Source organism: Veillonella sp. ZSJB6 (assembly GCF_051549505.1).
GTDB lineage: Bacteria > Bacillota > Negativicutes > Veillonellales > Veillonellaceae > Veillonella.
In genome coordinates, this window is the sequence record NZ_JBPUGE010000001.1 from 126,731 (window position 1) to 140,204 (window position 13,474).

The following is a 13,474-nucleotide window of genomic DNA, read 5'->3' on the forward strand; positions in this document are numbered from 1 at the left end:
ATTCGTATAGGTAGTTAACTAGGGTGGAACCGCGAATGATCTTCGTCCCTTGTTTTGTAGGGATAGAGGGTCTTTTTTTATTACCAAAATCCAGTCTATCCTAGATAATAAATTGGAGGAAAGAAAAATGGCAGATGTAAAAATCATTTTACCTGATGGTAGTGCAAAGGAATACGCTGCTGGCACTACTCTTGGGGAAGCAGTAAAACAATTATCTAACAGCTTGGCTAAAAAAGTACTAGCTGCTAATGTAAATGGTGAATTAACAGACCTTCGTGAAGAACTCGTAGATGGTTCTGAAGTAGCTTTCTTAACATTCGAAGAAGATGGCGGTAAACATACTTTGCGCCATACAGCTTCTCATATTTTGGCACAAGCGGTTAAACGCTTATGGCCTGAAGCTAAATTGGCTATCGGTCCTGCTATCGATAAAGGTTTCTACTATGATATCGATATGGAACATACTTTGACTCCTGAAGATTTGGGTAAAATCGAAAAGGAAATGAGCCGTATTGTAAAAGAAAACTTGCCTATCACTAAATCTGTAATGTCTCGTCAAGAAGCTATCGAGTTCTTCAAATCTAAAAATGAAGACTACAAGGTAGAATTGATCGAAGATCTTCCTGAAGATGCTGTTATCTCTTGCTATGCGCAAGGTGACTTCATCGATCTTTGTGCAGGTCCTCACGTAGCATCCACTGGTAAGGTGAAAGCTTTCAAATTACAAAGCATTGCAGGTGCATACTGGCGCGGCGATGAAAAGAACAAAATGTTGCAACGTATTTACGGTACAGCATTTGAAAAGAAAGAAGAACTTGATGCATACCTTCACTTACTTGAAGAAGCAGCTAAACGCGACCATCGTAAACTTGGTAAAGAACTAGGCTTGTTCGTTATCAAAGAAGAAGGTCCTGGCTTCCCATTCTTCTTACCAAAAGGTATGGCACTTCGCAACGAATTGGAAAACTTCTGGCGTGAAGTTCACCATGAATTTGATTATGAAGAAATTCGCACACCAATCATCTTAAATAAACAATTGTGGGAAACATCTGGTCACTGGTTCCATTACCGTGAAAATATGTACACTACAATTATTGATGATGAAGAATATGCAATTAAACCAATGAACTGCCCAGGCGGTATCTTGGTTTACCAAAACGAAATGCATTCCTACCGTGACTTCCCATTGCGTTATGCTGAACTTGGTCTAGTTCACCGTCATGAATTATCCGGTGCTTTACACGGCTTATTCCGTGTACGTGCATTTACTCAAGATGATGCTCACGTATTCATGTTGCCAGATCAAATGCAATCTGAATTGATGAAAGTTATCGAATTGTTCGATCGCATTTATAGCCAATTCGGCTTGAAATACCATGTAGAATTGTCTACTAAACCAGACAATGCAATGGGTGATGATGCAATCTGGGAAGCAGCTACAGAAGCATTGCGCAATGCCATTGAAGCAAAAGGTATTCCTTATGTAATCAACCCTGGCGATGGTGCATTCTACGGTCCTAAACTTGACTACCATATCGAAGACTCCTTAGGTCGTACATGGCAATGTGGTACTATCCAATTGGATATGAACTTGCCTGAACGTTTCCAAATTGAATATGTTGGTGAAGATGGTCAAAAACATCGTCCTATCATGATTCACCGTGCATGCTTCGGCTCCATGGAACGTTTCATTGGCATCTTAACTGAACACTATGCAGGCGCATTCCCAACTTGGATGGCTCCTGTACAAGTTAAAATCTTGCCTATCTCTGAAAAACATGTTGAATATGCTAAAGAATTGGCAAAACAAATGCACCATGACTATGTACGTGTAGAAGTGGATGATCGTAGCGAAAAAATCGGTTACAAAATCCGTCAAGCACAAATGGCAAAAGTTCCTTACATGCTTGTTGTAGGTGATAAAGAGGTTGAAGAAGGTACAGTTAACGTTCGTAAACACGGTGGTGACGAATTAGGTTCCGTACCATTTGAAGAATTCTTCAATTCCATTAAAATTGAAATCAAAGAACGTAACTAATTGACTAATATGACTCATCCATCAATATAGATGATGCGGTTATGATAAGTTATTATATTTAATTGGTTATAATCTAATCTCTTATATGTGTTAAAATAAACATATATAAATTTAGCCCCCATATACTAAGCCTTTCATTAGACTTAAGTCTAGGAGTTGGCCATTTGTATAGTGGGGGCTATCTCTTTAATTGTTACCTGTGAGTAGCGAAAGGAAATATTATGAAAGAAGTAAATTCATACGGCTGGAAAGCAGTCATTGGGTCCTCTATTGGTTATGCAATGGATGGTTTTGATCTCTTGATTTTAGGCTTTATGCTAACCTTAATTTCTGGAGATTTAGGATTAACTACAGGTCAAGCCGGTTCTCTTGTAACGTGGACCTTGGTAGGTGCCGTACTAGGTGGCTTTATCTTTGGTACCTTGTCCGATAAGTTTGGTCGTGTTCGCGTATTGACTTGGACTATCGTACTTTTTGCGGTATTTACAGGTCTCTGTGCCTTTGCTCAAGGCTATTGGGATCTTCTTATTTACCGTACAATCGCTGGTATTGGTTTAGGTGGTGAATTTGGGATTGGCATGGCTTTAGCTGCTGAAGCTTGGCCTGCTAAACACCGTGCAAAAGCAACAAGTTATGTTGCCCTTGGTTGGCAATTAGGCGTATTAGCGGCCGCTTTGTTAACACCGTTACTCATTCCTATTATTGGGTGGCGTGGCATGTTTATGGTCGGTATTATTCCTGCCTTGGTTGCTTGGGTATTCCGAGCTAAACTACATGAACCAGAAATCTTTGTACAAAGTAAAGAATCTAAGGAACATTCACATACTAACTCTTTCAAGTTATTAGTAAAAGATGTAAGAACAACAAAGACATCTATTGGTGTTGCTATTTTAACATCAGTTCAAAACTTTGGTTATTATGGTATTATGATTTGGTTACCTAATTTCTTAAGTAAGCAATTAGGTTTCTCCCTTACAAAATCCGGTTTATGGACAGCTGTTACTGTATGTGGCATGATGGTTGGTATTTGGCTATTTGGACGCTTGGCAGATAAAATCGGTCGTAAACCTACATTTATTCTATTCCAAGTATGTGCTGTAGCATCTATTTTGATTTACTCTCAACTATCTGATCCAACAGCTATGCTATTTGCTGGGGCAATTTTAGGGGCCTCTGTAAATGGTATGATGGGTGGTTATGGTGCCTTAATGGCAGAAGCCTACCCAACAACTGCTCGTGCAACAGCTCAAAACGTACTATTTAACATAGGCCGTGCTGTAGGCGGCTTTAGCCCAATGGTAGTAGGCATGATCATCTCTATGTACTCCTACCAAGTAGCAATTGCATTCCTAGCTATTATCTACGTACTTGATATTCTAGCAACTGTATTCTTAATTCCTGAACTTAAAGGTAAAGAATTAGAATAATGTATTGAATTAATTTAGAGTAAATATATTGTGCTCTTTAGGTTATTAATCAATTGAAAATAGTGAATTTAAAAGGCTCTGTCTTATGACAGAGCCTTTTGGTTTATATATAATTTTTATGAAAGTACAGTATTAGGCGATACCAATCCAGTGCCAGTATGTTAGTGCAAATACGAGCATCATTACATAGCCGATGATGGTCAATGGAATGCCTGTAGTCATAAATGTTTTTACGTCGAATGTGTCTGTACCGTAAGCCACCATACCTTGTGGTGAGTTTACTGGTAATACTAGACCGAAGCAGATAGCGTATTGCATGAGCATGGTTACGCCGATTGGGTTAAGACCTTCTGCATTGTGACCTACTACGATGGATATTACGATAGGAATCATAGCAGAGGAGAGGGCTGTAGCAGAGGCAAAGCCTAGGTGAATGACAATGAGGAAGGCAGCCATTACAGCAATTAAGATAAATACGCTGGCACTTTCAAGGGAGAAAGCATTTACGAATACTTGAGCAAGCCAAGTAGCTGCTTTTGTTTTAAGCAATACAGAGCCAAGACCAATACCAGCACCAAACATAACGATGGAACCCCAGTCGATGTTTGGCTGTGCAAATTTCCAGTCCATAATACCAATTTTAGGGAAGAAAAATAATGCAATGGCAACAATTGTTGTAGTTGTTGTGTCGATGGAATGGAGCTTGCCACCGGTAGCCCATAATGCGAGTAGACCAATAGAGATACATAATAGTTTCTTTTCGTCAGTACTCATAGGGCCGATTTCTTGGCGCATTTTAGCGAGCTGTACATCGCCACCTACAAGCTCTTTGAACTCAGGCTTAATTAATACTTGTGTTAAGAAGTAGGCGATGATGACCATAATAATAGAGAATGGAGCTGCTGCAGTTAGCCAATCTATCCAACTGATGGATGTATTCATCTGAGTTTGTATAAAGCCTACGGCTACAAGATTTTGTGCAGCAGCCGTTTGGATCATAATATTCCAAAATGTATCGGCCTGTACAGCACCTACCATGAGGAGAGCTGCTACGCGGCTTTTACGTTCAATACCCAAGTTCTCAACAATACCAATGATAATCGGTGCTAAACAGGCAATACGCGCTGTTGCACTTGGTACGAAGAAGGCGAGGATAAGACCTGTAATAATAACACCTAAATAAATCCGGCTAACCTTAGTGCCAACGCTAGATAGTACTAACATGGCGATACGTCGATCTAAACCTGTTTTACGCATGGCTACGGAGATAAACATAGCAGCGCCTACGAGGATCATAGCCGGTGAAGAATAACCAGAAATGATGAGCTTTAATGCATTGGCTGTGCCCATCGCCTTAGCAGGTGCTTCTGGATGCGGTGAGAACCCTAAAAGTAGCGCTGTAAGCGCTGTAATCATGGTAGCACTTACTGGATAGGAAACAGCTGATGTCATCCATAGGATGATAGCAAAGGCGAGAACCCCGATCATACGATGACCACCGGTAGATAATGTTTCAGGTGTAGGCAATAATAAAATAGCACCTAAAACAATAAAGGATAAAATAAGTCCAATATTTTGAGCAGTTGTACGTGACTTTTGTGGAGGGGCAGTGGTTGTTACACTCATAATAAAACTCCTTTCTATTTGTGTAATACCTATTACTATATAATACTAAATAAGGTGAACTATATAAGCTAGACTATGCTATAAGGTACACTATATAAGATAGTCTATGCTATGAATATTATTGTATCGTACTTTCTATAGAATTTGTTATTTAAATTATAAGAATATTGTATACATAAAGGGGGATAGGTGTCAGTAAGGATACCTATATACAGAACTTGTAATGTTTGTTATACTATAAGAGTTGTGATAACAAATTTATTGTTGAAAGCTCAATATTATTGTTGACTTTCACCATTCGATTTGTTATTATAATTAAGTAATTTATGAAGCAGAGGCCATCCGCCACTCACCTAATACCAAGAAGTATGAGGTTAATATAGAGAACTCTATTCGGATGGTGTTTGCCGTCCGTTTTTTTTATTCTCTTGGAGGTGAACGCTATTAGCAAGGATACACCACGCATTAATGAAGAGATTCGTGCTCGTGAACTTCGTGTCGTAGGTCCTGAAAACGAACAAATCGGCATCATGTCTGGCCGTGAGGCGTTGGCATTGGCTGAAGAAAAGCATCTTGATCTTGTGGAAATTGCACCTAACGCTAAACCACCAGTAGCTCGCATTATGAACTACGGTAAATATCGTTATGAACAACAAAAACGCGAGAAAGAAGCGAAGAAGAAACAAAAAATCGTAACTTTAAAAGAAGTTAAGTTACGTCCACATATTGAAGACCATGACTTTTACGTAAAAATGAAAAACGCATCCAAATTCTTGGGTGAAGGTAACAAAGTAAAAGTAACTATCATGTTCCGCGGTCGTGAACTTTCACATCCAGAACTAGGTATGGCAGTGTTGACACGTTTCGCTGAAGAACTCAAAGAAACAGCGTCTATTGAAAAAGCAGCTAAATTAGAAGGTCGTAACATGACCATGATTTTAGTAAGTAAATAATGTTTTGGGAGGATTATAATTATGCCAAAAATTAAAACTCGTCGCGCAGCGGCTAAACGTTTCGCAGTAACTGGTACTGGTGAATTCAAGCGTGCAAAAGCTTTCAAAAGCCACATTCTTGAGAAAAAATCTCCAGCTCGTAAACGTAATTTGCGTAAAGCTACATTGGTTGCAAAAGCTGACCACAAACGCGTAGCTAAATGCTTACCATACGCTTAATCGTTAACTATTAGATCGATACATCGTAATTTAGGAGGAATATACAATGGCAAGAGTGAAAAAAGGCGTTACAGCTCATGCACGTCATAAAAAGATTTTAAAATTAGCTAAAGGTTACCGTGGCACACGTTCCCGTTTATTCAAAAAAGCTAACGAAACAGTAATGAAAGCGTTGTACTACGCTCGTCGTGACCGTCGTGCGAAAAAACGCGAATTCCGTCAATTGTGGATCGCTCGTATCAACGCAGCGGCTCGCATCAATGGCACAACTTACAGCCGTTTCATCGCTGGTTTGACTAAAGCAGGCGTTGAAGTTAACCGTAAAATGTTGGCTGACTTGGCAGTTAACGATGCAGCAGCATTCGCTAAACTTGTTGAAGTAGCTAAAAACGCTTAATAGCATAACAATACAGACTAAGGACTCTCGTTGGAGAGTCCTTTTTTGTATGGTGAAAGTATGATATATTGAAAATACATATTGTGTTGTGTAAAAAAGGGTGCATAGAGGAGGCGTAGGCAATGGAACAGTTATCTTATCTGTTGATACCCTTAGGACTTTGTTTGTTCTATTTAGGTATTAAAAATACGATTCGTTTTGGTAGAGCCAAGATGCTCTATGAAATGCCTTATGAAAATAAAGAAGGAACCTTTACTTTAGAGCGAGCCGGTATGTATGGCCTATGGCTTAGTGGAAAAATGTTTACAAAGGCGCCTATTGGTGAATTTGGGTTTAATATAGTTGATGAAAAGACGGGAAGATCGATTCCTTTAACTTTATCTATTATGCGTGCACGGGTTAATGGTATTACTCATTCAAGAATGGAACTATATACCTTTGATGCGGTACCAGGCACCTATAGACTGTCTATTACAGAGGATCCATTTGTATTAGATGCAGTTATGAAAAAAGTAGGGGATAAGGTGATTAAAGGAGATATTAATTATAACCAATTCACTATACAAATCTATACACATACATCCTTTGTTTTAATGTTTATATCAATTTGGATGATTGTACTTGGGCTTATTATCGCAGTATTAGGAGGCATTCTGCCCAATATTTAATGTGAAAGACTAGATAGTCTTGTTATTTTATATAGTGAATAAATTATCAGAAAAGTGAAATATAAAAAGAGGAGTTTTATCATAGCTTGTAGAACTAACACAGTAATGAACCTATTTAAGGTGTTTGTTAAAAGGAGACAGTATTATGGGAATCTTTAAAAAGCTATGTATGACCTCTATGTTGGGTGTTATGTTGGCAGTACCTACCTATGCAACCGTTGTTACAGGTAGCCAATCCGATGTAAACATGGAATTAAAATATCCATTGGTATATACCAATAATATGTTTGCACAAAAAGCGATTAATACAGATATTGCTAACTATGTTTTATATGCTAAATCAATCTATTACGATCAACATGCGTACCAAGTAAAACAAAATTATAAAGTTACCTATGAAGATGCTCAAGTAGTATCTATTTTGTTAACTACCTATCATTATCACGCTGGTAGTGCACATGGTATGTATAACACTAAAGGCTTAGTATATAACAAGATTACGGGCCAACGAATTCCACTATATAACTATGTAAAAATTGCTAATCCGCAACAAATAGAGAGAGGCATTAATTCTGGTATATTGCGCTTCTATAGTGAAGGTCATAAAAAAGCAGACCTACTACCTAACTGGAATGTAGAATATGTTTCTGATAACTACTACTTGAAAGGTAAAGGCGTTATAGGCCTTGTATATCAACCATATGAATTGGGACCATACTCTTATGGGAATACATTCGTTGAATTCTCACCAAAATCTATTGAATACTTTAACAGAATGAACTCCTGATAAAAGTATGTTGCCATATTGATCCTAACTGTATTTTGATGAATTAAATAGTATTCTTATAATATATGACAAAAGCCTATAGTACATTTTTAGTACTATAGGCTTTTAGTATACTTACCAAATTATCTTCTATATCCGCCGCATCCTCTAGCATTAGAGTTTTGACCACAATAGCTTTGGCTAGTATTGTTACAAGCAGTGTTGTTATTACAGTTGTATTGTGTGTTTGTATTACAAGTGTATTGAGTATCTGCATTACAATTATATTGAGCATTGGTATTGCAATTTGTTTGTGATCCATTACATACATAATCATAAGCAAATCCAGTAGATACAGCAGCAGTCACGGTTAACAATGTCATGACAATTATACGTTTTGTAAATTTCATAGATATCATCTCCTTGTTCCTATACATATATTATACTACTATGAGTCAAACAAAATATGATATTCTATATATATAATATTGAAGAGACATTATGTGAAAGGATGAGAGTTTATGATGAAACGTGCGTTAATGGCTGCACTATGTTTTAGTTTTGTGACATTAGGTAGCCAAGCAATTGATATTAATATACCAGGTGCAGATCCTACAATTTCAAAGGATGCCTATCAAAACTATCGGAAGGTAGATACGACCGCGAAGAAAATGGAAGCCGATGTGGGCGATAAGGTGAGGGCTAAATATGCAACTAATATGCCTAAAAAATGGACGATAGATGAGTTAGTATATTTAACGCAAGAATTAAATCATTCAGTTAACTTCTCATCTTCTGTTTTTATTCTTAAAGATAATGGAGCTAATCTAAAATTTACTCTTCCTGAGGGGACTCAGTTTGGTAAAACCATTAAGGGAGACCCATTAACTACAGAGATCAAGCACGGAAACTTTCTTTTGATTGATGGAAATCTAAATTATAACATTCGCAAAGAAAATCAAAGCACACCTACAGGTAATTCATTTTCCTATCCGACTGTTAAAAATGCAACATGGGAGATTAGCCCCACAAAAACTGGTTCATTAGAGGGAGCTATTAATTTTAAAGTTAAGGCAGAGCCTTCAGTTTCGTATCGGATTGCTTTTGATTTGACTAAAAAGAAAGAAGTGGAGCTGTTGAAAACACATGAACAAGAATATGTATATAAACAGCTCATGTCTCCTTTGGTTAATTATGTGTTGCCGTCTATTGAGCTAGCTAAGCAATTACTTTCAAAAACTAAACCTATCACAATTAATGGATTTACATTCCAAACGTTGAAATCTAGTGATTTAACGTATAACGGTCCTGATAATGATGCTATTTACATTTATGATGGTAAAAGCTATCGTGAAGGCATTATGGTACGAGAATTAAAGCCCAAAGAATTAGCTAAACCACATACAATAAATGCTAAATTGATACAATACTTTGCTATGTATAAGCCTTACTCTGAGTATAGACCGATTCAATATGCAACTGTTTGGAATGATGCTACCCCGGCTATTTATATGGAAGTAGAACGATCCACATCAAAAATGTATATTCAATCATTATATGATGATAAGTACTTGTATACGCACTTTATCATGGCAGATTTAGATTATAAAGTACCGTCAAAAGACTTGCGTGATGTGGTCCAATACGTAGATAATGCAAATGATAAAGACAAATACTCAAAAAGTTTAGCAGGTATGTCAGCTGTACCAAAAGGTGTATTTGATATGACTTTATTTCCCAAAAAGCAGTAAATAATTATGAAACGCAATGACCTCATTAAATATGTACAACAAGAATACATCTGTGATATTGATTATCCATGGGAAAAATACCCTGACTATGTGATAATCCGATGTAGAGATAATCAAAAATGGTTTGCAGGTATCTTTACTATTAAAGGCTATCAAGTAGGTTTAGATACAAATGAATCTATGGATGTGGTTAACCTAAAATGTGAACCTGATTTAATTCCTACCCTAATTCGTGAAAGCGGAATTTACCCTGCATATCATATGAATAAACAACACTGGATCTCGGTGGATATAGAAAGATATGAAGATATAGAGAAACTTAAAATGCTAGTGGATATGAGCTATCAGTTGGTGGGGAAGAAGTAACTCGTTAATGTATGTAGATTAAATTTGTTTTAAATATAAGAGAGCCAGTAGTGCTATAGAAATAGCACTACTGGCTCTCTGTTTTGTTATTTATCTAGCTTGAGATTAAGTTTATCTATATTCGAATTTGTTTTATCTGCCGCTAGTGGTTGTTCTGATAGAACAACTTGAGGTTCGTTGTAAGTATAGCTTAATTGATGATTATATGCTAGTTTAAAATAGTTAGATAGCTCTTTATTTGTACAGTAAATATAACAGCCCTTTTGGCCTCGTGTCATTAATGTTCGGTAGGTATTTTTCACAATCTCATTAGCAATACGTTGTGCTTCTTCAGGATTTTCCTTTAAAAGTTTTTTGATACCTTTGATAGATTGATCTGTTTTAGCACGTTTATTAATATCTACGATGAGTTTGCCATTTTTATAACGTAAATCATCACCAATAATCACACCTACGTATTCAAATTCAAGGCCTTGAGTAGTATGAATACATCCTGCTTCATTGATAGAATCAGGATCGATAGCATATGTATCAGAGTTACCTAGATTCCAACTGATTCCAAAATTATGTTCTGGTATTTGGATATCTTTTATAAGCGATGTCATTCGACCCTCTTTAGGCCAGTCCCAACAATAACCTGCTAGAACTCGAGATTTATTGTTTATTTCATTTTTGGCTTTTATAGCATCATACATTTCATGAGGGTTATCAAAGATTTTAAAATCATAATCTCCTTCAAATCCGTCGTAGTTAGCTGTTTCTGCAATTTGTAGTACATTATCAATCCATGCTAAATAGCCATCTGAGCCATTACAACGGAATTGAGATTCTAGGACACCTTCATATATTAGTGAATTTTGCTCTTGTGCAAAGTTTCTGATTTTATCAATTGTACCAGCATCATTAAAGGTAACACGTTGGTTTCTATCGATAAAGAATACACTAAAAATAGAGGCATTAATGATTTCTTTGATTTGATCTTCACCTTGGTTTTGGAACATACCAGATTTTTTACGTAATCGATGGGCCTCGTCTACAATTGCAATTTGAAGTTCGTTCTTTTTCCTTGTATGGAAAGTACCACTACTTTGAAATAGTGCTTTAATTTCAGATTTTTTATAACCTTGTTGTAGCATGGCACTATATACATTTCGTGGAGCAGCATTTGAAGTAATATACTGTGCCATATAACCATTATGGATACATTCAGCTAATAAGTTGATTGCAACTACACTTTTACCAGTACCAGGGCCACCACGAACTATATATACTGTTTTTTGATTATTTTTAATAGCATCAAGTGCCGCTTTTTTTATTTGTTCAAACTCAACCTTTTGGTCATCAATAAGAACAAACTCCTTATTGCCTTTTAGCATATTTAAAATAGAATCTTGAAGTGATTTTGATGGTCTCAACTTACCATGTTCAATGGACTCCATGATATTTGTAGTATCAGGCTTTGGAATATAGGTTTTGATAAAGTTACGTAAGCTATCCATTTGGCCTAGTGTGAACATCGGAGAGATATTTAAGATATCATTATAGATAGGATCACGGAGCTCAGGGGAGATACTTTCATCAAAATTATGTAAAAAAGCACATGGGTGTAACTTAATAGGTCGATTCTGCACATCCTCATTGAAGTTTTCAATAAGACTACAATAGGACCAAGCTTGATAAGAAGGGTGGGTTACTTCACGGATTCCACCGCCAAGGTAGGTTGATACAATATTATCTTTATCTGTTACCTTGAAAGCTTCGCCCCATTGTTTAAGCTCAACAATAACTACATGTTCTTTATCTTGTTGATCTAATCCTGTAATAATAAAGTCCACTCGTTTTTGAGTATTTGGAACAATATATTCGATGGCAACACCAGCTAAGTCCGGTATAGCAAAATCACGCATAACATTAGCCATATAAGATAAAGAAGTTTGCCATGAATGAATTTCAGATTCGCCAACACGACGATATTTTTCTGTTAACGTTTGATGTAACTTTTTTACCAAGACACCTTGCTCAAAATCTTGGATAAAAGATTGCTTTGTGGAAGAGTAGATAATCATATATTTATCCCAATTAAAAATGAAGGAAAATTCATGAAATTTGTTGAATAATATTATTATAACATTAGAGGTAGGTGAAATTGAAACTCTAGGATTGTTTAATAAATAATCTTGCCTGGTATTTTTCTTTGAGTTTATATGTGAGAGTAGTAGTATTTTTTAGTAAGGGACAAAATTCATAATTTTATGTAGTAAGAAATATCTGTAAGACTTAAATTTAAATATTAATTGACATTATGTGGGAGGTCTTTTTATGAATGATGTTTTAAGCATTATTAACTCCATTTCAACAGCTTTACCTGATAGTACTACTGTTGCGGCAGCATTTGGGGGAAAAAAACTATATGATGATTTTGCAAGTCCCACTATTAAAGAAGCAGGAGTCTTAGGGGCAAAAATTTTTAAGGCCTTAACTTTTAGTGCTGATTTATGGTCTCAAAAAAGAATTGATAAATTAACTACTTTGCAAGATGAGGTGGCAGAAAACTTAAAAGATTTTCCAGAAGATAGAATTGTTGATGTAGCACCAGACTATATTGTTGGTCCTGCTATTAATGCTTATATGTATTCCATGAGTAATCAAGAGTTAAAATCTATGTACTCTAAACTTATTTCTAAATCACTATTAAAAGAAAATACTACTATTATTCATCCTGCAATGACCTATATTATTCAAAATCTAATGCCGACGGAAGCACTATTATTAAAATATTTATATTTAACAAAGAAGGTATCTATACCTTTAATGAAAACGACATGGAGAGTAAAAGAAGAAGCACAAGGATATATTACTTCACTAAAAGATATATATATTCAACCCCATCAAAGTGAAATAAAAGAAGACAATAGTGAGATAGAATTTAGTGATTTCATGAAAGGTTCTCCAGCGACAATTTCTAATCTTGTTCGCTTGGGGATTTTAGAGATTAGTTATATAGAATTTTTAACTGATAATAAGCATTATGAGCGTATAGAGCAGTTACCCGAATATGTGTCTGATAAAGAGTATTGTGAAAGTAAAAATTTAATATTTGCACCTGAAAAAGGTGTTGCGAAAATTACAGCTTTAGGATTAGATTTTATGAAAGTTTGTATTGAATAGTGTAGGCATTTCTTATATTTTTTATAAAATTAATTAACGATAAAGTGTTCGTTATTCTTAAATGATACTATTGGAAGAAACATTTGATACACCTA

13 protein-coding genes and 1 other annotated feature (1 of these 14 only partly in view) are annotated in these 13,474 nt (G+C 36.0%); of the genes, 10 read left to right on the top strand and 3 right to left on the bottom strand.

Translation table 11 applies throughout. The annotated features are described in order from the left end of the window. Positions 1-53: a binding site (T-box leader), on the top strand; it begins 179 nt to the left of the window's first position. 74 nt (positions 54-127) lie between these two features. Both thrS and ACSV5T_RS00595 read left to right on the top strand, forming a co-directional pair. After that, positions 128-2,038 carry a threonine--tRNA ligase gene (gene thrS / locus ACSV5T_RS00590; protein ID WP_438319964.1) on the top strand — a complete coding sequence of 637 codons (1,911 nt, stop codon included), beginning with the start codon at positions 128-130 and terminating at the stop codon, positions 2,036-2,038. A 221-nt stretch (positions 2,039-2,259) separates the two neighbouring features. Continuing rightward, positions 2,260-3,465 (top strand): MFS transporter, encoded by a 1,206-nt coding sequence (locus ACSV5T_RS00595; protein WP_005386135.1) that lies wholly within the window; start codon positions 2,260-2,262, stop codon positions 3,463-3,465. A 132-nt stretch (positions 3,466-3,597) separates the two neighbouring features. On the opposite strand, the gene ACSV5T_RS00600 is transcribed toward ACSV5T_RS00595, so the two are convergent. Beyond that, positions 3,598-5,091, bottom strand: coding sequence for a DASS family sodium-coupled anion symporter (locus ACSV5T_RS00600; protein WP_438319967.1), 1,494 nt, complete (start codon positions 5,089-5,091; stop codon positions 3,598-3,600). 434 nt (positions 5,092-5,525) lie between these two features. On the opposite strand from ACSV5T_RS00600, the gene infC reads away from it, so the two are divergent. From infC to ACSV5T_RS00625, 5 genes are all read left to right on the top strand, one after another. Beyond that, positions 5,526-6,044: a translation initiation factor IF-3 gene (infC, locus tag ACSV5T_RS00605; RefSeq protein WP_005386139.1), complete on the top strand. Its 519-nt coding sequence runs from the start codon at positions 5,526-5,528 to the stop codon at positions 6,042-6,044. A gap of 21 nt (positions 6,045-6,065) precedes the next feature. Further along, positions 6,066-6,263: a 50S ribosomal protein L35 gene (rpmI, locus tag ACSV5T_RS00610; protein WP_004696338.1), complete on the top strand. Its 198-nt coding sequence runs from the start codon at positions 6,066-6,068 to the stop codon at positions 6,261-6,263. Positions 6,264-6,309: 46 nt separating this feature from the next. After that, positions 6,310-6,660, top strand: coding sequence for a 50S ribosomal protein L20 (gene rplT, locus ACSV5T_RS00615; RefSeq protein ID WP_005376311.1), 351 nt, complete (start codon positions 6,310-6,312; stop codon positions 6,658-6,660). Positions 6,661-6,782: 122 nt separating this feature from the next. Continuing rightward, the gene (locus tag ACSV5T_RS00620; RefSeq protein ID WP_438319970.1) at positions 6,783-7,328 is read left to right on the top strand and encodes a hypothetical protein; all 546 of its coding nucleotides are present in this window, start codon (positions 6,783-6,785) and stop codon (positions 7,326-7,328) included. Positions 7,329-7,473: 145 nt separating this feature from the next. Further along, positions 7,474-8,115 carry a DUF3298 domain-containing protein gene (locus tag ACSV5T_RS00625; RefSeq protein ID WP_438319972.1) on the top strand — a complete coding sequence of 214 codons (642 nt, stop codon included), beginning with the start codon at positions 7,474-7,476 and terminating at the stop codon, positions 8,113-8,115. 122 nt (positions 8,116-8,237) lie between these two features. On the opposite strand, the gene ACSV5T_RS00630 is transcribed toward ACSV5T_RS00625, so the two are convergent. Beyond that, on the bottom strand, positions 8,238-8,504 hold the full coding sequence (locus tag ACSV5T_RS00630) for a hypothetical protein (RefSeq protein WP_438319974.1): 267 nt from the start codon (positions 8,502-8,504) through the stop codon (positions 8,238-8,240). 111 nt (positions 8,505-8,615) lie between these two features. Between ACSV5T_RS00630 and ACSV5T_RS00635 the strand changes: the two genes are divergently transcribed. Both ACSV5T_RS00635 and ACSV5T_RS00640 read left to right on the top strand, forming a co-directional pair. Further along, complete coding sequence (locus ACSV5T_RS00635) at positions 8,616-9,845, top strand: hypothetical protein (RefSeq protein ID WP_438319976.1); 1,230 nt, start codon at positions 8,616-8,618, stop codon at positions 9,843-9,845. Positions 9,846-9,851: 6 nt separating this feature from the next. Continuing rightward, the gene (locus tag ACSV5T_RS00640; protein WP_438319977.1) at positions 9,852-10,211 is read left to right on the top strand and encodes an MmcQ/YjbR family DNA-binding protein; all 360 of its coding nucleotides are present in this window, start codon (positions 9,852-9,854) and stop codon (positions 10,209-10,211) included. Between the two features lie 86 nt (positions 10,212-10,297). Here the strand turns inward: ACSV5T_RS00640 and ACSV5T_RS00645 are convergent, their stop codons facing one another. Beyond that, positions 10,298-12,277: a DNA/RNA helicase domain-containing protein gene (locus ACSV5T_RS00645; protein ID WP_438319978.1), complete on the bottom strand. Its 1,980-nt coding sequence runs from the start codon at positions 12,275-12,277 to the stop codon at positions 10,298-10,300. A gap of 253 nt (positions 12,278-12,530) precedes the next feature. Here ACSV5T_RS00645 and ACSV5T_RS00650 point away from each other — a divergent pair, with 253 nt between their 5' ends. Next, positions 12,531-13,379: an Abi-alpha family protein gene (locus ACSV5T_RS00650; RefSeq protein WP_438319979.1), complete on the top strand. Its 849-nt coding sequence runs from the start codon at positions 12,531-12,533 to the stop codon at positions 13,377-13,379. The last annotated feature ends 95 nt before the right edge of the window (positions 13,380-13,474 follow it).